Source organism: Lactococcus garvieae, assembly GCF_016027715.1.
Classification (GTDB): domain Bacteria; phylum Bacillota; class Bacilli; order Lactobacillales; family Streptococcaceae; genus Lactococcus; species Lactococcus garvieae_A.
Genome location: NZ_CP065691.1, coordinates 375,913 through 398,645, shown reverse-complemented (window position 1 = coordinate 398,645; position 22,733 = coordinate 375,913). Strand labels below are relative to the sequence as shown.

20 protein-coding genes are annotated in these 22,733 nt (G+C 37.8%); 10 read left to right on the top strand and 10 right to left on the bottom strand.

Annotated features, from left to right (window positions below; genetic code table 11):
- Positions 1–8: 8 nt before the first annotated feature.
- Genes I6G50_RS02150 through parE form a run of 3 tightly spaced genes read right to left on the bottom strand, consistent with a single transcriptional unit; the run spans position 9 to position 3,281 of the window.
- Positions 9–470, bottom strand: coding sequence for a GNAT family N-acetyltransferase (locus I6G50_RS02150; RefSeq protein WP_197909019.1), 462 nt, complete (start codon positions 468–470; stop codon positions 9–11).
- 3 nt (positions 471–473) lie between these two features.
- The gene (locus I6G50_RS02145) at positions 474–1,298 is read right to left on the bottom strand and encodes a PolC-type DNA polymerase III (RefSeq protein ID WP_197909018.1); all 825 of its coding nucleotides are present in this window, start codon (positions 1,296–1,298) and stop codon (positions 474–476) included.
- A gap of 45 nt (positions 1,299–1,343) precedes the next feature.
- On the bottom strand, positions 1,344–3,281 hold the full coding sequence (parE, locus tag I6G50_RS02140; protein ID WP_081168263.1) for a DNA topoisomerase IV subunit B: 1,938 nt from the start codon (positions 3,279–3,281) through the stop codon (positions 1,344–1,346).
- A gap of 239 nt (positions 3,282–3,520) precedes the next feature.
- Between parE and plsY the strand changes: the two genes are divergently transcribed.
- The 5 genes from plsY to nrdF all read left to right on the top strand — a co-directional run bounded on the left by plsY (position 3,521) and on the right by nrdF (position 8,138).
- On the top strand, positions 3,521–4,159 hold the full coding sequence (plsY, locus tag I6G50_RS02135) for a glycerol-3-phosphate 1-O-acyltransferase PlsY (protein WP_003135737.1): 639 nt from the start codon (positions 3,521–3,523) through the stop codon (positions 4,157–4,159).
- Between the two features lie 118 nt (positions 4,160–4,277).
- Positions 4,278–4,496 (top strand): glutaredoxin-like protein NrdH, encoded by a 219-nt coding sequence (gene nrdH / locus I6G50_RS02130; RefSeq protein WP_042753178.1) that lies wholly within the window; start codon positions 4,278–4,280, stop codon positions 4,494–4,496.
- The gene (nrdI, locus tag I6G50_RS02125) at positions 4,493–4,909 is read left to right on the top strand and encodes a class Ib ribonucleoside-diphosphate reductase assembly flavoprotein NrdI (RefSeq protein WP_081168269.1); all 417 of its coding nucleotides are present in this window, start codon (positions 4,493–4,495) and stop codon (positions 4,907–4,909) included. The genes nrdH and nrdI overlap by 4 nt, the downstream gene beginning before the upstream one ends.
- Positions 4,910–4,968: 59 nt before the next feature.
- Positions 4,969–7,137, top strand: a complete 2,169-nt coding sequence (gene nrdE / locus I6G50_RS02120) for a class 1b ribonucleoside-diphosphate reductase subunit alpha (RefSeq protein WP_003135741.1) — start codon at positions 4,969–4,971, stop codon at positions 7,135–7,137.
- Between the two features lie 14 nt (positions 7,138–7,151).
- Entirely contained in the window at positions 7,152–8,138 is a 987-nt protein-coding gene (gene nrdF, locus I6G50_RS02115; protein ID WP_003135743.1) for a class 1b ribonucleoside-diphosphate reductase subunit beta, read from the top strand.
- A gap of 376 nt (positions 8,139–8,514) precedes the next feature.
- Here the strand turns inward: nrdF and ftsX are convergent, their stop codons facing one another.
- The 4 genes from ftsX to queG all read right to left on the bottom strand — a co-directional run bounded on the left by ftsX (position 8,515) and on the right by queG (position 12,548).
- The gene (gene ftsX, locus I6G50_RS02110; RefSeq protein WP_197909017.1) at positions 8,515–9,450 is read right to left on the bottom strand and encodes a permease-like cell division protein FtsX; all 936 of its coding nucleotides are present in this window, start codon (positions 9,448–9,450) and stop codon (positions 8,515–8,517) included.
- Entirely contained in the window at positions 9,443–10,135 is a 693-nt protein-coding gene (gene ftsE, locus I6G50_RS02105) for a cell division ATP-binding protein FtsE (RefSeq protein ID WP_003135745.1), read from the bottom strand. Before ftsE ends, ftsX begins: the two co-directional genes overlap by 8 nt.
- Positions 10,136–10,344: 209 nt before the next feature.
- A complete protein-coding gene (gene prfB / locus I6G50_RS02100) occupies positions 10,345–11,442 on the bottom strand; it encodes a peptide chain release factor 2 (RefSeq protein WP_197909016.1) in 1,098 nt (365 codons plus the stop codon).
- Between the two features lie 47 nt (positions 11,443–11,489).
- The gene (gene queG, locus I6G50_RS02095; RefSeq protein ID WP_042753183.1) at positions 11,490–12,548 is read right to left on the bottom strand and encodes a tRNA epoxyqueuosine(34) reductase QueG; all 1,059 of its coding nucleotides are present in this window, start codon (positions 12,546–12,548) and stop codon (positions 11,490–11,492) included.
- 102 nt (positions 12,549–12,650) lie between these two features.
- Between queG and I6G50_RS02090 the strand changes: the two genes are divergently transcribed.
- The 4 genes from I6G50_RS02090 to I6G50_RS02075 all read left to right on the top strand — a co-directional run bounded on the left by I6G50_RS02090 (position 12,651) and on the right by I6G50_RS02075 (position 18,094).
- Positions 12,651–14,276 carry an Rqc2 family fibronectin-binding protein gene (locus I6G50_RS02090; protein WP_197909015.1) on the top strand — a complete coding sequence of 542 codons (1,626 nt, stop codon included), beginning with the start codon at positions 12,651–12,653 and terminating at the stop codon, positions 14,274–14,276.
- Between the two features lie 281 nt (positions 14,277–14,557).
- On the top strand, positions 14,558–16,087 hold the full coding sequence (locus I6G50_RS02085; RefSeq protein WP_003135750.1) for an ABC transporter ATP-binding protein: 1,530 nt from the start codon (positions 14,558–14,560) through the stop codon (positions 16,085–16,087).
- Positions 16,071–17,141 (top strand): ABC transporter permease, encoded by a 1,071-nt coding sequence (locus I6G50_RS02080; RefSeq protein ID WP_081168281.1) that lies wholly within the window; start codon positions 16,071–16,073, stop codon positions 17,139–17,141. Before I6G50_RS02085 ends, I6G50_RS02080 begins: the two co-directional genes overlap by 17 nt.
- Entirely contained in the window at positions 17,141–18,094 is a 954-nt protein-coding gene (locus tag I6G50_RS02075; RefSeq protein WP_081168284.1) for an ABC transporter permease, read from the top strand. The genes I6G50_RS02080 and I6G50_RS02075 overlap by 1 nt, the downstream gene beginning before the upstream one ends.
- 184 nt (positions 18,095–18,278) lie before the next feature.
- Here the strand turns inward: I6G50_RS02075 and I6G50_RS02070 are convergent, their stop codons facing one another.
- The 3 genes from I6G50_RS02070 to I6G50_RS02060 all read right to left on the bottom strand — a co-directional run bounded on the left by I6G50_RS02070 (position 18,279) and on the right by I6G50_RS02060 (position 21,048).
- Positions 18,279–18,800, bottom strand: coding sequence for a DUF5626 family protein (locus I6G50_RS02070; RefSeq protein ID WP_197909014.1), 522 nt, complete (start codon positions 18,798–18,800; stop codon positions 18,279–18,281).
- A gap of 128 nt (positions 18,801–18,928) precedes the next feature.
- Positions 18,929–19,969, bottom strand: coding sequence for a helix-turn-helix domain-containing protein (locus I6G50_RS02065; RefSeq protein WP_197909013.1), 1,041 nt, complete (start codon positions 19,967–19,969; stop codon positions 18,929–18,931).
- 101 nt (positions 19,970–20,070) lie between these two features.
- The gene (locus I6G50_RS02060) at positions 20,071–21,048 is read right to left on the bottom strand and encodes an L-lactate dehydrogenase (protein WP_003135756.1); all 978 of its coding nucleotides are present in this window, start codon (positions 21,046–21,048) and stop codon (positions 20,071–20,073) included.
- Between the two features lie 332 nt (positions 21,049–21,380).
- Between I6G50_RS02060 and I6G50_RS02055 the strand changes: the two genes are divergently transcribed.
- A complete protein-coding gene (locus I6G50_RS02055; RefSeq protein WP_197909012.1) occupies positions 21,381–22,574 on the top strand; it encodes an SAM-dependent methyltransferase in 1,194 nt (397 codons plus the stop codon).
- Positions 22,575–22,733 lie beyond the last annotated feature (159 nt).

Genomic DNA, 22,733 nt, shown 5'->3' with positions numbered 1-22,733 from the left:
AATGCTTTTTAAGAGGCAAATTTTTTCAAGTCTAAAATCATTTCAACATGTTTGATTCCATCTTCCAAAAATGGTTCAGAATCCTCAATAAAACCAAACGAAGCATAAAATTGTCGCAAATAATATTGTGCTTCAATCCGAACCGATGGTTCTCTCCACGCATTAGCGAGAAAATCAAGAGCCTGTTCCAACATTTTACGTGCCGTTCCTTTGCCCCGCTGGCTTTCCTTGACTAACACTCGTCCAATAGAAGCTTCTGGATAGGAAAGGCCAGAAGGCAAAATACGACAGTATGCTTGAACTACTCCTGCGCTGTCTTCCAGCCACAAATGTAAAGATTTTTGATCTTTGCCATCAACATCTTGGTAAGCACACTCTTGTTCTACTACAAAAACCTCAGAGCGGACTGCCAAAATTTTATAGAGTTCCGTTCTTGTTAGTTCTTCAAAGTTTTTAATTTTCCAAGCCATTTACTATCCCTCTTTTCCTATTTCATTTATAAAGTTAGCTTTCTGCATTTCTTTCAAAAAATCAGAATGAATCGTTACTTTTTCATTATTATAAAGTGTAGCAGTGAGACTATAACCTGTCGAATAAGCAGCCGTAATTGCTAGACCAGTAACTTCAAATTTTTGCCAGTTTCGTGTGATATCTTTACGGTAATAAACCAAATCTTTCGTGATTGGTAAGTTTAGTTTTCGGCGGAGTTCGTCAGTTATAGTTGTGTCTACTTCGCCAAACAAATCTAGTTGTAAACTATCAGTAGGTATTGGCTTTGGTTTTGGTGGTTGAGACACTTCCTGTAAATATTGATACAGTTTCGCTGTGATAAGGGAATCGTTAAGCGCATCATGGCTACGTAACTCTATTCCGAGAACATCTTTGAATGTTTCTAACTTATAGTTGGGCATTTGCAACAACTTTTTAGCTTCAGAAAGTGTATCATACACTTTAAAGTGGGGAGTATCCCCAAGCTCACAATCCACAATTGCCTGATAAAGAAAGCTAACATCAAATGGCGCGTTGTGTGCCACCATTAGGCTGTCACTGGAGAAAGCAATAAAATCTGGTAAGACTTCTGCAAGAACCGGCTGGTTCAATAAAGCCGAAGGCCAAATCCCCGTCAACTCGGAAATCTTTGTTGGAAGGTAAGAGCGTGTCGGCTTAATTAATTGATTGAATCGGTCAATTTCTTGGTGCATTTCATCATACTTGACTGCACCAATTTGGATAATTTCATTCTTTTGAGGACTGAGACCTGTAGTTTCAAAGTCAAATACAACGTAATGCTGCACCATTTTATTTCCCTTCTAAGTTCTATACTAAAAAAATATTTTTGTTACTTAAAAAATCGTGTTTTCTTCTAAAGTAAATTTAACATTATTTTCAATCCACTTACGACGTGGTTCAACCTTGTCACCCATGAGGACAGACACACGTTTTTCTGCTTGTGCGGCATCATCGATAGTAACTTGTATTAATGTACGTGTTTCAGGGTTCATCGTTGTTTCCCAAAGTTGATCTGCATTCATCTCACCCAGACCTTTATAACGTTGAAGTGTCGCACCTTTACCAAAGCTTTGACGGAGTTCTTCTAGCTCACCATCCGTCCAAGCGTAAGCAATCTTTTCCTTTTTCCCTTTTCCTTGACTCATTTTATAAAGTGGTGGAAGAGCGATATAGATGTGACCATTCTCCAAAAGTGGCTTCATATAACGATAAAAGAATGTCAAAAGCAGTGTTTGGATGTGGGCCCCATCTGTATCCGCATCGGTCATAATAATAACTTTATCATAGTTACGGTCAGCAAGTGTAAAATCAGCACCGACACCTGCACCAATTGTATAGATCATGGTGTTGATTTCCTCATTTTTGAGGATATCTTGCATCTTAGCTTTTTCCGTATTGATGACTTTACCTCGTAGCGGTAAAATGGCTTGGAACTTACGATCACGTCCTTGTTTAGCTGAGCCCCCGGCTGAATCTCCTTCGACCAGGTAGAGTTCGTTTTTATTGGGGTTTTTCGTTTGTGCAGGCGTTAATTTTCCTGAAAGAAGTCCTTTATCTTTTTTGTTTTTCTTGCCTGTTCTTGACTCTTCACGCGCCTTGCGTGCAGCTTCACGCGCTTCACGCGCTTTGATTGCTTTACGTATCAGATTCTGCGCGAGTTCCCCATTTTCTAAAAGATAAAATGTTAGCTTTTCTGATACCAAAGCATCGACTGCAGGACGGGCCAACGGAGAGCCTAACTTGTCTTTCGTTTGTCCTTCAAACTGTAGATATTCTTCAGGTACTAAAATAGATAAAACAGCAGTTAAACCTTCACGATAGTCAGAGCCTTCAAGATTTTTATCTTTATCTTTCAGAAGTCCAGTTTTTCTCGCATAATCGTTCATGGCTTTAGTCAAAGCTGTTTTTAATCCTGCTTCATGCGTACCACCATCTTTTGTACGAACATTATTAACAAAAGATAAGATATTCTCTGAATAGCCATCATTATACTGCAAAGCTACTTCAACTTGAAAAGCATCTTGTTCGCCTGCAAAGTAAAGAATTGGGGTCAAGGTATCTTTATCTTCATTAAGATAATTAACAAAATCCTGAACACCATTTTCATAGTGGAATTCATCTCTTACTTCTTCTTCACCACGGTTATCTGTCAGTGAAAGTGTCACATCTTTTAGTAAGAAAGCTGATTCATTCAAACGTTCAAAAATAGTTTGATACTTGAACTCGATTGTGGAAAAGATAGTTGTATCAGGCATAAACGTAACTTTTGTACCTGTTTTTGATTTTGCTGCCTTACCCACTTTTTCTAATGTCGTTACAGGATGACCGCCATGCTCAAAACGTTGACGATAAACTGCGCCATCACGAGTAATTTCTACTTCGAGCCAACTGGATAAAGCATTGACTACTGATGAGCCTACACCGTGTAGACCACCAGATGTTTTATACCCACCTTGACCAAATTTTCCCCCGGCATGAAGTACAGTGAAAATAACTTCAACAGTTGGTTTTCCAGTCACATGCATACCTACAGGCATACCACGCCCTTCATCTTCAACTGTTACAGAACCATCTTTATTTAATGTTACAGCTATCTTTGTCCCAAATCCTGAGAGGGCTTCATCCACTGCATTGTCGACTATTTCCCAGATTAAGTGATGCAAACCAGTTGAATCTGTTGAACCAATATACATCCCCGGGCGTTTTCTTACGGCGTCAAGGCCTTCTAAGACCTGAATCGCACTATCGTCGTAATTATTTATATCTACCATTCATTATTCTCCATTTAAGCCAGTCTAACCAGCAGAAATATTCATCTTTCCTATTCTACATTCTTAAAGAGCCTTTGTCAAAAGTCTTTATGAATGAGAAGAAGGTTTCTCCCAGTCTTTTAACTCTATTTCTTTCAAATAATACAAATTTGAAAAAATTTTCTTCAAAATAAAGGGCAAATATCATAGAGTTTTGTGTTATAATTGTGGAGTTATTATAAACATAAAAGAAAGTTGATATGACTACAATAATTTTACTCATCCTTGCTTACCTTATAGGAGCGATTCCTGCTGGTCTCTGGATTGGAAAGATTTTCTTTAAGAAAGATCTCCATGACTATGGTTCTGGCAATACAGGTACAACAAATACTTTCCGTATACTTGGGAAAAAAGCGGGTATCATCGTTTTCACCTTTGATTTACTTAAAGGAACTTTAGCAACACTTCTTCCTCTTATTTTCCATGTTCATGGTATTTCTCCTCTTATTTTTGGCTTGCTTGCGGTAGTGGGACACACGATTTCCATTTTTGACAAATTTAAGGGCGGTAAAGCTGTCGCAACTTCTGCGGGCGTGATTCTAGGCTTTAATCCACTCTTCCTTCTTTATCTTGCTGTGGTTTTCTTCCTTGTCCTTTATCTTTTTAGCATGATCAGTCTATCTTCTATTTTAGGAGCTGTGGCTGCCCTAATAGGTGTCCTTATCTTTCCGTATTTTCATTTTATTGTGCCCGACTATGATCCGCTCTTTTCACTCATCATTTTGGCTTTAGCCTCCATTATAATTATTCGCCATAAAAGTAATATTAAAAGAATAAAAAATAAGGAAGAGTCTTTGGTACCGTTTGGTCTCAACCTTAGCAAACAACACAATATATAGTATTTTACATAATTCAAGCACACAATATCTAGTATCAATCATTTGACTAGGTATTTTTTTTATACTAAAATAACAGTATACTTTAAATAAATTTTTTTAGAAAAATTGGAGAACAATTATGGTCACTGTATACTCAAAAAACAATTGCATGCAATGTAAAATGGTTAAAAAATGGCTCACTGAGCACACCGTAAATTTTGAAGAAATCAACATTGATGAAAAACCAGAATTTATTCAAACAGTTCTTGATATGGGTTATCGTGCTGCTCCTGTTGTTGTTAAAGGAGACGTTTCTTTCTCTGGTTTCAATCCAAGTGAATTGGCAAAATTGGCATGAAACTAATTTATTTCAGTATAACGGGGCAAACACGTCGTTTTGCCAATAAAACCAACTTGAACCATGAGGAAATTCTACCGAATGATCCAGAATTTGAAGTAAATGAAGACTTCTTGCTGGTTGTACCGAGTTATGCAGATGAAACCCCAGGCGCTGAAAGAAGCATGGATATCATGGACCCTGTCTTTGAATTCATGGCTTATGCCGATAATGCTCGCTATTGTAAAGGCATCATCGGTACGGGAAATCGTAATTTTGCTTTTTTATATATTTTTACCGCCAAACAGCTCTCTGCACAATTTCAAATTCCTATTGTTTACGATTTCGAGTTTAACGGCACGCCAAGCGATGTAGCTGCTGTTGAAGAAATCGCTGCACGACTTGACTCTGGTGCAAATATTAGTCTCAAATAACGAGAATAATACCTAAAAATAAATTATTAACATGTGGTCTAAAGAACCTGGAGAAATATATGTCACTTAAAAATCTTGAAGATGTTACGTATTTTACGCTTAACAATCAAATCAATATCCCAGTCAATGGCTCAATTCCTCTAGCAAAAGACAAGGAAGCAATCGCTGCTTTCTTCAAGGAAAATGTTGAGCCAAATACTTTCACAAAAGATACCTATGCGGAAAAAATTGCTGCTCTTTTAGAAGAAGATTATTTAGAAGAAGCATTTATCAGCAAATATGAAATGCGTTTCATCGAAGAACTTCATCAAGAGCTCTTAGATTTCGGTTTTCACTTTGATAGTTTCATGGCTGCTTATAAGTTCTATAACCAATATGCTATGAAGAACAATGAAGGCACGCTTTATCTTGAAAATTTTGAAGATCGTGTTCTTATGAATGCTCTTTACATGGCCGATGGCGATACAAAACTTGCACGCAACCTTGCTTTTGCAATGTTGAACCGTCGTTACCAACCCGCAACGCCTACCTTCCTTAATGCGGGACGTAAACGTCGTGGTGAATTTGTCAGCTGTTTCCTTTTACAACTAACGGATGATATGAACTCTATTGGACGTACGATTAATTCAGCACTTCAGCTTTCTAAAAATGGTGGTGGTGTCGGACTTAATTTGACAAACTTACGTGGAGCTGGTGCTCCTATCAAAGGTTATGACGGCGTTGCGGCCGGTGTCGTTCCCGTTATGAAACTTTTTGAAGATAGTTTTTCTTATGCCAATCAACTCGGTCAGCGTCAAGGTGCGGGTGTCGTTTATCTTTCAATTTTCCACCCTGATATCATGGAATTCCTCTCAACGAAGAAAGAAAATGCGGATGAAAAAATCCGAGTGAAAACTTTATCCCTCGGTGTAACTGTCCCTGATAAATTCTATGAACTCGCTGCTAAGGGCGAAGATATGTATCTCTTCGAACCTTACTTTGTGGAAAAAGAATACGGTATGCCATTTGCCCATGTCGATATCACTGCTGAATATGATAATATGCTTGCTAATGATAAGATTCGTAAAATCAAAATTAGTGCGCGTGAATTGGAACAAGAACTCTCAAAACTGCAACAAGAATCAGGATATCCTTACATTGTAAACGTTGATACTGTGAACAAGGCTAATCCCGTAGACGGTGTTATCTCAATGAGTAATTTGTGTTCTGAAATTCTTCAAGTTCAAACTCCTTCAGTGCTTAACGATGATCAAACTTATTCAACATTAGGAACTGATGTGGCTTGTAACTTGGGTTCAACAAATGTCATGAACATGATGACTTCTGGTGATGACTTTGGTAGCTCAATTGAATCAATGGTGCGTGCTTTAACTTTCATCTCCGAAACATCAAACCTTGATTCTGTTCCTACAGTTCGTAAAGGAAATGATGAAATGCGTGCTATTGGTCTTGGAGCCATGGGACTACACTCTTTCCTTGCTAAAAACCATATTCATTATGACAGTAAAGCTGCTGTAGACTTCACAAGTGTTTACTTTATGTTATTGAACTACTATACTTTAGTGGCTTCAAACACACTTGCTGTTGAGCGTCAAACTACCTTCAAAGATTTTGATAAATCCGCTTATGCTGATGGTTCTTACTTTGATAAATATCTTGAGCATGACTATTTCGCAGCTGTTCCAGCAGAAATCCAAGAACTTTTTGCTGGTATCGCCGTACCTGGACCTGCAGAATGGGCTGCTTTAAAAGAAAAAGTAATGCAAAGTGGTCTCTATAATTCTTACCGTATGGCCGTTGCTCCTAATGGTTCAATTTCTTACATCAACGACTGTTCTTCTTCAATCCACCCTATCGTTAACCGTATTGAAGAACGCCAAGAAAAGAAAGTGGGTAAGATTTACTACCCTGCTGCCGGCCTTTCAACAGATACCATTCCTTATTACAAATCTGCCTATGACACAGATATGCGTGCAGTGATTGATGTTTATGCAGCTGCAACTGAACATGTCGATCAAGGTTTGTCTATGACGTTATTTATGCGTTCAACTTTACCTGAGGGCCTTTATGAATGGAAAGTTACTAACAATAAAATGACCACACGTGATTTGAGTATCTTGCGTAACTATGCCTATAATAAAGGAATCAAGACGATCTACTACGTTCGTACATTTACTGATGACGAAGATGAAGTTGGCGCAAATCAATGTGAAAGCTGTGTTGTTTAAAAAAAGGAAATACTATGTCTGAACAAAATAACCAAAAAGTCCCTACTTATTATGCAGCCATCAACTGGAATGCTATTGAGGACTCTATTGATAAATATACTTGGGAAAAACTAACAAGCCAATTTTGGCTGGATACTCGTGTCCCTGTGTCCAACGACCTTGATGACTGGCGTAAATTGCCACAAATTGAGCGTGATACATTTGCTAAAGCCTTTGCGGGGCTCACTCTCTTGGATACACTACAATCTGTGGACGGGGCTGAAGTCCTTAAACATGATGCACGTACACCACAAGAAATTGCCTGCTTTAACAATATTCAATTTATGGAATCTGTTCATGCCAAGTCTTATTCAACAATTTTTAGTACACTAAATACAAAATCAGAGATTGAAGAACTTTTTGACTGGGTTGATACTAACGTCTATATGCAGAAAAAAGCCCAAATCATTAACGATGTCTATCAAAATGGTACTGGACTTCAAAAGAAAATCGCGAGCGTCTTTCTTGAAACTTGCCTCTTCTATTCTGGGTTCTTCACCCCACTTTGGTATTTGGGTAATAACAAGATGATTAACTCTGCGGAAATCATCAAACTCATCATTCGTGACGAAAGTGTGCACGGCACATATATCGGCTACAAGTTCCAGCTCGGCTTTAATGAATTAACTGAAGAAGAGCAGTCTGAACTTCGCGACTGGATGTATAATCTTCTCTATGAACTTTACGAAAACGAAGAAGCCTACACACATCTTCTCTATGATGAAATCGGTTGGACTGATGAAGTTCTGAAGTTCCTTCGTTACAATGCGAATAAGGCTTTGATGAACTTAGGTCAAGACCCACTTTTCCCAGATACAGCCGCAGACGTTAACTCCGTCGTTATGAATGGTATTTCTACTTCTTCATCAAACCATGATTTCTTTAGCCAAGTTGGTAACTCTTACCTACTCGGTGAAGTTGAAGCAATGTCAGATGATGATTATAATATTGGTATGAAATAATCAAAAAGATTTGGAGAAACTACGAATCTGCTGAAAAACGATAAGATGATGAAATCTTATCGTTTTTCTATATTTAGAGGACATGAAGAATAAAATAAAACAAGGCTAGAGGATTATAGCTAAGTTTGCGGGCCTTTAAAAACCCTCACTTTTATAGTATTCTCCCATTCCATTAATTTATCCTCTGGCTATACAGTTCACTGCCCCGCTATTTATGTTTCGTTTGGACGTAGATTAACTTTTTATAAAAAGAAATAATAATTAAAAAGGCAAAGAAAAATCATTCAAGTAAAAATACTTGAATGATTTTTTATTTTTTTAGAAATAGAGAGCGTCTTTTAGAGTAAACTCAGAAAAGAAGCTTACTTTTCTAATTTTAAACTTTCAAGAAGCGACGCATTGAAGTTACCGCCCCCAGTGATCCGATAAGAATACCGATGAGGAAGAGTAAACCAATCATCATTGGTACGAAACTGTGTGCAGGTAAAAGATACAAACTTTGTGATTTCAAACTTGGAGTGAAGCTTGTAAACGCAAGGTTATAAAGCCATGCAATGAGGATACTTGGGACTATTGCTCCCAGTAAGCCAACCCATGCACCTTCTAGGAAGAAAGGCCAACGTATGTAACCATTACGAGCACCCACTAAACGCATAATTTGAATTTCACGTTGACGGGACATGATTGTAATACGAATTGTATTTGAAATAAGGAAAATAGCAACGAGGATAAGGAGAGCTGCTGCTGCACCACCCCAGATCTTAACGTTATTTCCTAAAGCAAGGATACGATCTGTATTGGCCCCACCGTAGTTTGCAGATTGGATACCCTCTATTTTCTTAACAGCATTGGCGACCTTTTCTACATTTTGAGGATCATCAGCCTCTACAATATAGGCATCATAGAGTGGGTTTGCATCTCCTTGGAAGAGAGACCATGCATTACCTAGAGTTTCAGTCAATTGTTTAAGCTGATCATCTTTACTTGAGAATTTAATTGAACGCACATCAGAAATTTTTTCAATTTCTGAATATATTTTCCGATACTTTGGATTATTGATTTGCTTATTTGAATTCTTCGGATCTTCAATCTTTTTATCCATATCGTGGACATTTAAGTCCATATAAGCAACAACACGAACATTTCCTTCAATATCACTTGATAATTTTGCTGTGTTTAAAATAACCGAAAGGAAGAGACCAACTAAAGTCAAAGTAATCATAACAGATGAAACTGCCGCAACAGTCATCCATCCATTACGTCGGAGATTTTTAAGTGATTCCAACAAATGTTTAAATAAATTTCTAATCATCGTAACCATAATCTCCTTCCACTTGGTCTCGAACTATACGTCCATTTTCAATCGCAACAACACGGTGGCGCAATGTATTTACAATTTGGCTGTTGTGTGTTGCCATCAAAATAGTTGTACCTTGCAGATTGATCTTTTCCAACAAGTTCATGATTTCCCATGAATTTTCTGGATCTAAATTTCCTGTAGGTTCATCAGCAATCAAAAGCTTAGGAGCATTGGCGATAGAACGTGCAATAGCTACCCGTTGTTGCTCCCCACCTGAAAGTTCATCAGGAAACGAACGTATCTTATGCTTAAGACCCACGAGATCTAAAACTTCATTGACACGTTTTTTGATTTCACGCGGACGTTTACCAACAACTTCCATAGCATATGCGATATTCTCATATACTGTTTTCTTTGGCAAGAGTTTATAGTCTTGGAAGACAACTCCGACAGAACGACGCAGTAAAGGTACTTCACGACGTTTCAACTTCATCAAATCAAACTTGGCAACAATACCTGTCCCCTTGTCGATTTTTAACTCATGGTAAAGCAATTTGATAAAGGTCGACTTACCAGCTCCAGACGGTCCAACAATATAAACGAATTCTCCTGCCTCTATATCAAGAGAAATATTACGCAATGCTGTTGTGCCGTTAGAGTACTTTTTTGATACATTATTTAATTTAATAATACTCATTTATCTCTAGTCTCCATTGAATTGTTTTGCACATATCTTCTATATCATTCTATAATGGTTATGAATGTGAAAATCCTTCTTTTTAAAACGTATACTTGTTTCAAAAAAGCAAAGGCCTTTACATTATACCAAATAAATAGATTTTTAGGTGTAATTTATTTTACTTATTTTCATTAAAGTTACGAAAATGTTTTTAAAACGTTACAATTCTACATTTTCCAGCGTAGATAAGCATGGATAAATCCGTCAAGATCGCCGTCCATTACTTTGTCTATTTGACCCGTTTCATGCTCTGTTCTGGTATCTTTAACGAGTTGATAAGGCATGAAAACATAAGAACGAATTTGGCTTCCCCAAGAAATATCTGACTGGTCTCCACGTAATTCATCCACTTCTGCTTGCTTTTTGTCCATCTCTAATTGATAAAGTTTAGACTTCAGCATAGCCATTGCTTTATCTCGGTTTCCGTATTGCGTACGGTCCATAGTAGAAGCGACAACAATTCCTGTAGGAACGTGTGTCAAACGCACCCCTGTCGAAACCTTATTGACGTTTTGTCCACCTGCACCACCTGAGCGGAAAGTGTCCATCTTGATATCTGCATCACGTACATCTACTTCAACTGTATCATCAAGCTCTGGCATTACATCTACTGAAGTAAATGAAGTATGACGACGATTTTGTGAGTCAAATGGTGAGATACGTACTAAACGATGCACACCTTTCTCCCCACGCAAGAAACCATAGGCATTCCGACCTTCAAATTTCAATGTAGCTGATTTTAATCCAGCAACATCCCCATCTTGATAATCTAAAATTTCAACCTTGAAACCATGTGCTGCACCCCAGCGTTCATACATCCGCATGAGCATGCTGCCCCAATCTTGTGACTCCGTTCCCCCTGACCCAGGATGAATTTCTAAAATGGCATTCATATGGTCGTAGGGCTGATTGAGCATGATTTCTAATTCATAAGTCTCAATTTTTTTGCCGAGCTCTTCAACATTCTCTTCAAGCTCCGTTTGCATGTCCTCATCTTCCTCTTCTTGAAGCATCTCTAGCATTACTTCGCTGTCTTCATGAAGCGTTGCGATAGACATGAAATTTTCATACTTAGCTTTAAGTGCGTTAGATTCATCGATAACTTTTTGAGCTGCCTCATTGTCATTCCAAAAATCAGGCTCTGCCATATCATTATCTAGCAGAGCAATTTCTTCTTCTAAGCGATCCAAGTCTAGAGAGCCACGAAAATCCTCGACTTTCTGACCATAAGACTCTAGTTTATTTCTAATTTCAGATAGTTCCATAGGCTCCATTTTATCATATTTGTCCCAAAAAAGACAGCCGCCTAAAACTATTCTCTTTCACGACGTCTGATTCTGTGCTTGTTTTCAAGTTTTTCAATTGCCCATTCAGCGGCATCCACCATGTAGTCTCTCACATCATTTTCAGCAATTTCATGTAATTTCGGAAGAGCCGTGCGGTCATTCGCATTTCCCAAGGCGTAAATAGCATTTCGTTGAATTGGATTTTTTCCACGCCAGCTACCTGCCATATTCCCAAACTTATTTGCAAACTCTTTATTCGATAATTCCAAAATCGGGAGTAATTCTGGATTTGTCAGTTCAGGATCAGGTTCCATTTCTGGATGAAAATGACTGTTGATCCCTTTATTATACGGGCAGACAACCTGACAAATGTCACAGCCATAAATCACAGTTTTTATCTTTTCACGATACTCTTCTGGCATAGCCCCTCGTGTTTGTGTTTGATAAGACAAGCAACGTTGAGCATTAAGGCGTCCGTCCCCTAAAAGAGCACTGGTTGGACAGAAATCCACACATCGTGTGCAAGACCCACAACCATAATCTACAGGTTGGTCTTCCTCAATCTCAAGATTTGTTACCAGTTCTCCTAAAAACATCCATGAGCCATACTCCTTACTCACCAGTAACCCATTTTTTCCTATAAAGCCCAGACCAGCACGCGCAGCTACTGCGACGTCAACGAGAGCTCCTGTATCAACCATTGCTTTATAGTTAAACGCTCCAGCCAGCTCCTCGATTCCTTCAGCTAAAGCCTGCAACTTTCGCTGCAAAACGTAGTGATAATCCTCACCCCAACTGCCTCGCGAAAAAGAGCCACGGCGATATTCTGTTTTTTCTGGTTTACCTTCTGCTTTATTTGGATAAGCAATACCAATCGAAATAATCGTCTTAGCATCCTCTAGCGAAAGTTTAGGTTGTAAACGTTCATCCAGATTTTTATGTTCAAAGCCTGAGGTGTGACCTGCTTCCTTTTGTTCTATTAAAGAGGCGCGGAGGTACTCAAAATCATCTGCTTTTGTAAAACCAATTTTTTGTATATTAAGTTCAGCTGCTAGTTTTTGGATTTCTTCTTTTAAGCTTTTCATCATAATGCCCCTTCTTATATTCATCTTAACATAATTTCTACCAACAGCCTCCATAATTATGTTAAAATAAGCTTTAGATTATTAAGAAACACGGGGTAAAACATGGCTTTCGACGGTATTTTTTTACATCACATGACAGCAGAAATTTCTGAAATCCTTAAAGGAGGTCGGATACAAAAAATAAATCAACCTTTTGAACAAGAGTTACTTTTAACTGTCCGCTCTGGGCGGACATCACACAAACTTCTTCTCTCAGCACATCCAACTTTTGGGAGAATACAACTTACAAAAACAGAATTTCAAAATCCACAAAATCCTAATAACTTTGTTATGATTTTGCGTAAGTATCTCTCAGGAGCTTTTATTGAAGACATCGAACAAGTGGGAAACGATCGACAACTTATTTTCCATATCTCCACTAAAGATGAGATTGGTGACTCAATGCAGATTGCACTTGTTACTGAAATCATGGGGAAACATAGTAATATCATCCTTATGGATAAAAGTAGCAACAAGATAATTGAAACAATCAAGCACGTTGGTTTCTCACAAAATCAGTATCGAACACTTTTACCAGGCTCAACTTATATTGCACCACCTACAAGTGACAAAATTGATCCTTTTTTTGCATCAGATGAAAAGATTTTCGAGGCTTTGCAAACACATACACTACAGTCTACTTTTCAAGGAATTGGACGGGATAGTCTCCAAGCATTAGAAAATCTTACTCTTTCAGAGTTTAAAGAAAAGCTCAGTACTGTCCTCCCCTCTATCTATCCAAATGACAAATTTTCTTCTATAAAATTAGGAGATGATTTTCAAAGTTTTCCTACCTTATCGGAGATGCTTGACATTTATTATGCGGATAAAGCAGAGCGAGACCGTGTCAAACAAGTGGCTAGTGAAGTTATCAAAAAAGTTCAAAATGAGCTCAAGAAAAATCGCGATAAGTTGAAAAAACAAGAGGCAGAACTACGGGCTACTGAAAATGCCGAAATCTTCCGTCAAAAAGGAGAGCTTCTTACAACTTTTCTTCATCAAGTCCCTAACGACAAACCTGAAGTAACCTTAGATAATTACTATACAAACACACCCATAACCATTAGCCTCAATCTCGCACTCACTCCATCCCAGAATGCCCAACGCTATTTTCATCGTTACCAAAAGTTGAAACAAGCTGTAAAATTTCTAGACAACCAAATTGAGAATACTAAACAAACAATTTCTTATCTAGAGTCTGTTGAAGCCAATCTTGCTCATGCAGATGTTGTCGAAATTGCGGATATCCGTGAAGAATTAATCCAAACGGGTTTCATCAAAGCCAAGTATCGTACCAATAAAAAACAAAAAATGCTTCCACCCGAAAAATATCAGGCAGAAGATGGAACTATCATTCTTGTTGGAAAAAACAATCTTCAAAATGAGCAAGTTAGCTTTAAGCTTAGTCGAAGAGGGGATCTTTGGTTCCACGTTAAAGATATCCCTGGTTCCCATGTTCTTATCACTGGTAACCCTGATCCCTCCGATGAAACGATTACATTTGCCGGGGAGCTCGCAGCTTATTTTTCTAAAGCACGCTATTCTAATCTTGTCCCAGTCGATATGATCGATGTAAAAAAACTACATAAACCAACAGGTACACCTCCAGGATTTGTAACTTATACTGGGCAAAAAACGATTCGGGTAACACCTGATGAGTCGGTCATTAAAAATTCAAGAATAAAATAAATTAAAAAGTTTGCAAAATTTTTGTGAACTTTTTAGTTTACCAAAGTTTTGTAAGTAATTCTATGTAAAAATTGTCAAAAACCCTTTAAAACAAAGAAAAGTTTAACAATATATGAAAACGCTTTATTTTCAACTATAGAAAGTCCTTTATAAAAGCCTTATTATTTGTTATAATAAAATGTAATTATTTTGTCTAAAGTGTAGATATATTCGGGCTTTTCAGTAAGTCTTTCTTTTTGACTTTAGACATTATGCCATAAAATTTTTTAGAAGGAGCCGCCATGGCCAACGAAAATGTTATCCAAATGATTAACGTTACCAAAAAGTTTGGTGACTTTGTCGCAAATGACAAAATCAACTTGGAGCTTAAAAAAGGTGAAATTCACGCCTTGCTCGGCGAAAATGGTGCCGGTAAGTCAACTTTGATGAACATGCTCTCTGGTCTTCTGGAACCGACAGAAGGCGAGATTCATGTAAACGGCAAAATCGAGCAAATAGACTCTCCAACCAAAGCTTCACAGCTCGGAATCGGTATGGTTCACCAGCACTTTATGCTGATTGATGCCTTTACCGTTACTGAAAATATTATGCTGGGAAGCGAAGTGACTAAAGGGTTAAGCCTTGATCTTAAGACAGCTCGAAACAAAATTATTGAATTGTCTAAGCGTTATGGACTTTCTGTTGAACCAGATGCTCTCGTTCGCGATATCTCTGTTGGACAACAACAACGGGTAGAAATTTTAAAAACTCTCTATCGCGGAGCAGACATTTTGATTTTTGATGAGCCTACAGCTGTACTGACTCCCTCTGAAATCACTGAGCTCATGGAAATCATGCGTAATTTGGTTAAAGAAGGAAAATCAATCGTACTCATCACCCATAAACTTGATGAGATTCGTGCCGTAGCTGATCGTATTACTGTTATTCGTCGAGGAGTTTCTATTGAAACTGTCGACCTTGGTGATAAGTCTAATAAAGAACTCGCTGAAATGATGGTTGGGCGCTCTGTGTCCTTTAAAACAGAAAAAGAGGCTGCACAGCCACAGGAAGTTGTGCTTTGTATTGACAATATTTCCGTTAAAGAAAAACGTGGTGCCTTCGCTGTTAAAGGACTCTCTCTTGATGTACGTGCTGGTGAAATTGTTGGTCTAGCTGGTATTGATGGCAATGGGCAAACTGAACTAATCAAGGCAATCACTGGTTTAATGAAAATTGATTCTGGTTCTGTTAAGCTCAAAGGAAAAGACATCACCACACATAAGCCGCGTAAGATTATTGAAGACTCAGTCGGCCATGTCCCAGAAGACCGCCACCGTGATGGCGCCGTTCTAGAAATGACTGTTGCCGAAAACATTGCACTTCAAACTTACTATAAAGCGCCCTTGAGTAAATATGGTTTCCTTGATTACAATAAAATAAATGCTAAAGCACGTGAACTCATGGAAGAATTTGATGTGCGCGGTGCTGGCGAGCAAATTCCTTTCAAATCACTTTCCGGTGGTAATCAACAGAAGGCTGTTATTGCCCGAGAAGTGGATCGTAATCCTGATTTACTTATTGTTGCTCAACCTACTCGTGGGCTTGATGTTGGTGCGATTGAATATATCCACAAACGTTTGATTCAAGCACGTGATGAAGGAAAAGCTGTTCTCGTCGTTTCCTTTGAGTTAGATGAAATTCTTAATGTTTCTGACCGTATTGCTGTTATTCATGATGGACAAATCCAAGGGATTGTAAGTCCAGAAACTACAAGCAAGCAAGAACTTGGAATACTCATGGTTGGAGGTAATATCAATGAACAGCAAAACTAAAAAAATCCTTGTACCTGTCATTGCCGTTCTTTCTGGTTTCTTGATTGGTGCAATCATCATGCTTATCTTCGGTTTCAATCCTATCTATGGTTACGAAGATTTAATTATCGGTGCTTTTGGTACACCTCGTGCCATTGGTGAAACACTACAAACTATGGGCCCATTGATTCTATGTGCTCTCGGTTTCTCTGTAGGTATGAAGGCTGGGCTCTTTAATATAGGTATGTCTGGGCAAGCACTTGCTGGCTGGATTATGTCTATGTGGTTTGCTCTAAGCTTCCCTGGCATTCCAAAACCAATAATGATTCCTTTGGTTATCCTTATTGGTATGCTCTTTGGTGCACTTATGGGAGCCATTCCTGGTATCTTGCGTGCCTTTTTGGGAACATCTGAAGTCATTACGACAATCATGCTTAACTATGTGATTCTCTTCATGTCGACTTTCCTCATTCACGATGTTTTCAGCTCAAAGATTATGATGCCTAACTCGACTGACCAAACAAAATTGATTGGTGCGAATGCTTCCTTCCGTACAGGATGGCTGTCAGATTTAACAAATAATTCTACTTTGAACATTGGTCTATTTATTGCTTTAATCGTTCTTGTCATCATGGCAATTGTCCTTTCAAAAACAACACTTGGTTTTGAAATTAAATCAGTAGGGCTCAATCCAGATGCTTCTGAATATGCAGGGATTTCAGCAAAACGTACTATCATCATGTCTATGCTAGTTGCCGGAGCACTTTCAGGCCTTGGCGGTGTCGTTTATGGTTTTGGTTACATGCAAAACTTCGTAACCCAATCAGCTACCCTCGACATTGGTTTCAATGGTATGGCTGTTGCCCTCTTAGGTGAAACAAATCCTGTTGGTATTCTATTTGCTGCTTTCTTGTTCTCAATGCTCCAAACAGGTTCAGGTAACATGAGTAACATTGATAATATCCCACCGCAAATTGTACAGATTGTCACAGCCACAATCATCTTCTTTATTGCCGTGAAATATATTATCGAAAAAGTTCTTCCAAATATTAAGAAGAAAGGAGAAAAAGCATAATGAATATTGTAGATACATTGCAAATTATCATTGCAAATATGCTTATTTACTCAACACCATTGATTTTTACAAGTATTGGTGGAGTGTTCTCTGAACGTGGTGGTATCGTCAACGTTGGGCTAGAAGGTATCATGACTATGGGAGCATTCAGCTCGGTGGTCTTCAACCTCACTTTCAGTGAAACTTTTGGAGGGATGACTCCATGGCTCTCAATTCTCTTCGGAGCATTTATCGGAGGGATGTTCTCACTTATCCATGCTGTGGCGACTATTAACTTCCGTGCCGATCATATCGTATCAGGTACTGTTCTTAACTTAATGGCACCAGCACTTGGCGTGTTCTTAATTCAAACCTTCTACAATGCAGGACAAGTTAATATTACTAATCAAATCGGTTACTGGAACTTCCCCGTCTTGTCAAAGATTCCTGTGATTGGACAAATTTTCTTCTCACAAACTTCTTTGCCAGGTTTCCTCGCAATTATCATTGCCTTCCTTTCTTGGTATCTCCTCTTTAAGACCAAGTTTGGGCTTCGCCTTCGCTCTGTAGGTGAAAATCCTCAGGCAGCAGATACTTTAGGTATTAATGTTTATCTCATGCGTTATGCAGGTGTAATCATTTCTGGTATGCTTGGAGGTATTGGTGGTGCCATATATGCACAGTCTATATCTGGTAACTTCTCAGTTGCCACTATCGCTGGGCAAGGGTTCATCTCATTGGCCGCTATGATTTTCGGTAAGTGGAACCCTATCGGTGCAATGTTGGCTTCCCTTCTCTTTGGACTTTCTACTTCACTCGCTGTTGTTGGCGGTCAAATCCCAGTTATTAAAGAAATCCCATCTGCTTTCCTCCAAATGGCTCCTTACGTTGTTACTATTATCGTACTTGCTGCCTTTCTCGGTAAAGCTGTTGCACCTAAAGCTGATGGTGTCAACTATATCAAAACTAAGTAAAAACAAAAAGCATTTCAAGTTGAGATGCTTTTTTTCTTGTGAGGCTTCTGAGTTTTTTATAATCCTGCAATTTACATCATCCTTCTGAATGGTTACCTCTTTCTTTTGGAAATAAGTCGCTTGATGAAGTAAACGGCTACGACGATTAAAAGAATTGTTACGATAAAAATGATACTAACTAATATCAATTATTATAAACCTCTATTCTATTAGAATTATCTAGTCTTACTCGAACCCATCCTGTCCAAGAAAGCACATTGTGTATTGGAGTATTAAATCCAAAACGCGCTGTTGCTTGCCTATTGTGATCTACTCTTACATTAGATGTTCGAACAGGCATTGCGATGAAGTAATTTAAGTCATATGCCGAAAGAATCCTATTATTAACTACCCTAATGTAGTAAGTGACTCTCCACCCCAACCCCCAAGCACTTATCCTATATTGTCCATTAGCTACCCGATTTAAATTATTGCTTACAGGTATCACAGAAAAATGAGTTTCTTCTCCATTATGGTCTACTACTGTTTTAGTTTGACCTTCTGACGGTAAAGTTTCTAAATCAAAAGTTGAATCTCTTTCAAGGGTAAATTCCACTAAAGAGGGGACGCTTGCTCTTCCTTCAGCATAAGCTGTAGAGTCAGAAAAGAGTAAAAAAGCTGAAAATAAAGCTATTATACTACTCAAACTGAAAATAATTTTTTTCATGATATTACCTTTCTATTGTCTTCTTCTGGTTGTACAATGCTAACCTCCTGTTATAAATTAATTTTTTTGTAAAAAACTCCCTTACAAATATATTATAGCTTGAAATTTTAGCACAAAATAAATTTGTGCTAAATATGGCTTATCTTGTTATAAAATTTTTTATAATTCTTCGAATACCACCCCTTCATCATACCATCGTACAACAAGGCTGTATCACACATTTTTTTGGCTCTCCTCTGATACTGCACTTCACCCGTCACAGTATACAGATAGATGTTTTCTACAAAGCGATAAGCTCCCCCAGTAAGTTCATCTGAATCTTGTAGAAATTCTCCAGCAAAATCTAAGAAAAATTTTGCAGCTACCTTCATACTTTTATTTATTCTCGAAAGGGATATTTCCAACCCTGCTAAAACCAAACGGCGCTGGTAGATAAATTCATCTTCAAAAAGCACTTTCAAACATAATATATCTGTACAAATCATTTTTAAATTACTCGAATTAAGCACAGGTGATACATATTGAAACATAAAAAGCTCATGACGCGTCCACAAATCTACGGACATAAAGTAGCCTTCAAGATCCTTAATTTCTTCCTCAGTTATTTCTCCTAATATTACTTTAATTGTTAAATAGAAATATCTCTTATCTGCTTTAGCCATTTCACCCAAATCTTTTAGAGTTGCATTATCACCTCTAAAATAAGCAAGGTCCACACGTCTCAGAAAACTTTCTGTAGAATCTTCACTGCCTTTATTAAGAATAAAGCAATAGTCCTCCAAGCTTACATTCATCTCCATAAGTATGGCATATAATTTATCAAATTCAAACATAATTTTGCCTGACTCAAAAAGTTCCATTTGTGCTTTAGAAATAGAAAGATGTGTAAAATCTTTATCAGTAAAACCACTTTGTTTTCTTAATTTTTTAAAAACTTTTCCGTATCTTGCATATATCTTATCTTCATATAAAACATGATAAAAATCTATGAGATTCAAGTTTAATCTTTCCAACAAATTTTCGAGTTTAGCCAGTGGAAAATCCGTCTCCCCACTTTCATAGCGTGATAAAGTTCGACGAGGCACAATATCCTCTAAATCCCTTAAGGACACTTTTCTTCTCTTTCTTATTTGTTGAAAAACCCTTCCGTAGTGTATTTCCTTAGTCATATCATTTCTCTTTTCTCAACTTTTCTTCTTATTATTTAACACGAAAAAAATTTAAAAAAATCACAAAAAAAAAACACCTAAATTAGGTGTTTCAATACTTATTAGTTTTTAGCTGCTGATGCAAACTCTTCTTTTGCAAAAGCTTCGTCAAGGATAGCTTTAAGTTGTTTAGCTGAAGCTTGCATTTTTTGCAATTCAGCATCATTCAATGGGATATTTACTGGACGTACGATACCTTTATCACCAACGATAGCTGGTTGACCAATGTAAAGTCCTTCAACACCTTCGTATTGACCTTCTTGGAAAGTTGAAAGTGGCAATACAGCATTTTCATTATCAAGAATAGCTTTTGTAATACGTGCAAGAGCTACAGCAATACCATAGAAAGTTGCACCTTTTTTCTCAATGATAGAGTAAGCAGCATCACGAACTGATTCAAAAAGTTCAACCAATTCTTCTTCTTTAACGCCGCGGCTGTCTTTGAGGAATTCTTCAAGGTTAACACCAGCCACGTTAGCGTGTGACCAAACAGCGAATTCTGAATCACCGTGTTCACCCATGATATAAGCATGGACTGAACGTGCATCAATATCAAGTTTTTCTGCCAAAGCTTGACGGAAACGTGCTGAGTCAAGTGATGTACCTGAACCGATAACACGTTCTTTAGGGAAGCCTGAGAATTTCCATGTAGCATAAGTCAAGATATCAACTGGGTTAGCAGCAACGAGGAAGATTCCATCGAAGCCTGATGCTACGATTTCAGTAACAACTTGTTTAGTGATACGCAAGTTCTTCTCAACAAGGTCCAAACGAGTTTCACCTGGTTTTTGTGGAGCACCTGAAGTTAAGACAACCAAATCAGCATCATGAGCATCAGAATAATCTGCTGAATAGATTTTCTTAGGAGATGTGAAAGCAAGAGCGTGTGAAAGGTCTTCTGCATCACCTTGTGTTTTATCTTTGAAAATATCTACGATACCTAATTCTTGTGCGATACCTTGGTTTACAAGTGAGAAAGCATAGCTTGAACCTACGGCACCATCACCAACGAGGATAACTTTTTTATGTTGTTTAGTCATAATTGTTCATTCCTTTCCTGAATGCAATAATAATGTTTACTGTACTATTATAACATTTTCTCAGAAACTTGTCACATTGGAAAGTGATATACATCACATTATAACGCTTACATTTAAAACGCTCTATAGAGCGTTTTTCATCCTCTCAAAGTATGTCTTGTTAGATGGTGTTTGCGACTTTATTGAACCATCTATAACTTTCATCACGCAGATATTTTAGCTCATTTTTGTGATAGTACACAAAAAATTGACTACAATATATCAACTATTTGACAATTAAAAAAACTCGGAGTATAGTTTTATCTGTAGCAAAGTTAGGAAAGGAAAATAAATTGGTATTTGAAAAAACAGTTTTAAACAAAGCACTTGCATCCGCCTTTGACATACCTATCAAGGTTACATATTGGGATGGTAAAACAGAAAAATACGGGGAAGGCGATGCCAAAGTTCACATCATCTTCAATAAGAAATTTAGCTTTAATGACTTAGCATCAATGCCAACTCTGGTTCTTGCTGAAGCCTACATGCATGAGGATATTGAAATCGAAGGAAGTATACAAGAACTCATCGCTTCCGCTTATCGTCAAGCAGGTAGCTTTTTAACTAATCAATCAGGATTTGGAAAATCAATAAGGGAACTTCTAGGAAATCATTCACAAAAGCAATCCAAAGAAGATATCCATAGTCATTATGATATCGGAAATGATTTTTATAAAAAATGGCTGGATCCAACAATGACTTATTCTTGCGCTTATTTTGAAAATGAAGATATGACCCTTGAGCAAGCACAAATTGCCAAAGTCCATCATATCTTAGACAAACTTAATAGTCAACCTGGCGGTCGCTTACTGGATATCGGTTGTGGTTGGGGAACTATGCTGTTCACAGCTGCACAAGAATATGGTTTAGATACAGTGGGAGTGACACTTTCTGAAGAACAATTTCAATATGTTACTACTAAAGCTCAAAAGCTTGGTCTAGAAGATAAGGTAAAAGTATATCTCACTGACTATCGAGATCTGCAAGATGGCAATTTTGACTATATCACCTCTGTCGGCATGTTTGAACATGTGGGTAAAGAAAATTTGGAAATGTATTTTCAAAAAGTTTATGATTACTTGAAACCAAATTCACGTGCTCTTATTCATGGAATAACAGGGCAACATCGTGGAGCGGGAGTTGACCCCTTTATTGAAAAATATATTTTCCCAGGAGGATATATTCCAAATATTGCTGAAAATGTTGAGCATATAATGACTGCAAAATTGCAATTGGACGATCTTGAACCTCTACGCCGTCATTACCAAAAGACTCTTGAAATTTGGAATGAAAATTATACTCAAATATTTGAAGAAGTTGAAAACGAGATGGGGCGTCCCTTTGCACGGATGTGGGCTCTGTACCTTCAAGCTTGTGCTGCAAGCTTCGAATCAGGAAATATCGATGTCGTTCAATATCTTTTGACCAAGGGGCCCTCAGGCGAAGGATTACCTATGACACGCCAATACATGTTTAAACAACATTAATTCTTCAGGAAGCCTCTGATAAGAGCATAGGCTATTTTCTCTGAAGCTCTAAGAGGGATAAAGGAACATAAAAATAAGCCAAGGGCAAACCGAGCTACCCTTGGCTTATTAATTTTGATCAATAAAAAAAGAGAAATATACTGTTCTCTTTTTTTATTT

Bases quoted from the DNA above. Each gene is read 5' to 3' on its own strand.
- I6G50_RS02150 (WP_197909019.1), bottom strand. From the start codon at position 470: ATGGCTTGGAAAATTAAAAACTTTGAAGAACTAACAAGAACGGAACTC.
- I6G50_RS02145 (WP_197909018.1), bottom strand. From the start codon at position 1,298: ATGGTGCAGCATTACGTTGTATTTGACTTTGAAACTACAGGTCTCAGT.
- parE (WP_081168263.1), bottom strand. From the start codon at position 3,281: ATGGTAGATATAAATAATTACGACGATAGTGCGATTCAGGTCTTAGAA.
- plsY (WP_003135737.1), top strand. From the start codon at position 3,521: ATGACTACAATAATTTTACTCATCCTTGCTTACCTTATAGGAGCGATT.
- nrdH (WP_042753178.1), top strand. From the start codon at position 4,278: ATGGTCACTGTATACTCAAAAAACAATTGCATGCAATGTAAAATGGTT.
- nrdI (WP_081168269.1), top strand. From the start codon at position 4,493: ATGAAACTAATTTATTTCAGTATAACGGGGCAAACACGTCGTTTTGCC.
- nrdE (WP_003135741.1), top strand. From the start codon at position 4,969: ATGTCACTTAAAAATCTTGAAGATGTTACGTATTTTACGCTTAACAAT.
- nrdF (WP_003135743.1), top strand. From the start codon at position 7,152: ATGTCTGAACAAAATAACCAAAAAGTCCCTACTTATTATGCAGCCATC.
- ftsX (WP_197909017.1), bottom strand. From the start codon at position 9,450: ATGATTAGAAATTTATTTAAACATTTGTTGGAATCACTTAAAAATCTC.
- ftsE (WP_003135745.1), bottom strand. From the start codon at position 10,135: ATGAGTATTATTAAATTAAATAATGTATCAAAAAAGTACTCTAACGGC.
- prfB (WP_197909016.1), bottom strand. From the start codon at position 11,442: ATGGAACTATCTGAAATTAGAAATAAACTAGAGTCTTATGGTCAGAAA.
- queG (WP_042753183.1), bottom strand. From the start codon at position 12,548: ATGAAAAGCTTAAAAGAAGAAATCCAAAAACTAGCAGCTGAACTTAAT.
- I6G50_RS02090 (WP_197909015.1), top strand. From the start codon at position 12,651: ATGGCTTTCGACGGTATTTTTTTACATCACATGACAGCAGAAATTTCT.
- I6G50_RS02085 (WP_003135750.1), top strand. From the start codon at position 14,558: ATGGCCAACGAAAATGTTATCCAAATGATTAACGTTACCAAAAAGTTT.
- I6G50_RS02080 (WP_081168281.1), top strand. From the start codon at position 16,071: ATGAACAGCAAAACTAAAAAAATCCTTGTACCTGTCATTGCCGTTCTT.
- I6G50_RS02075 (WP_081168284.1), top strand. From the start codon at position 17,141: ATGAATATTGTAGATACATTGCAAATTATCATTGCAAATATGCTTATT.
- I6G50_RS02070 (WP_197909014.1), bottom strand. From the start codon at position 18,800: ATGAAAAAAATTATTTTCAGTTTGAGTAGTATAATAGCTTTATTTTCA.
- I6G50_RS02065 (WP_197909013.1), bottom strand. From the start codon at position 19,969: ATGACTAAGGAAATACACTACGGAAGGGTTTTTCAACAAATAAGAAAG.
- I6G50_RS02060 (WP_003135756.1), bottom strand. From the start codon at position 21,048: ATGACTAAACAACATAAAAAAGTTATCCTCGTTGGTGATGGTGCCGTA.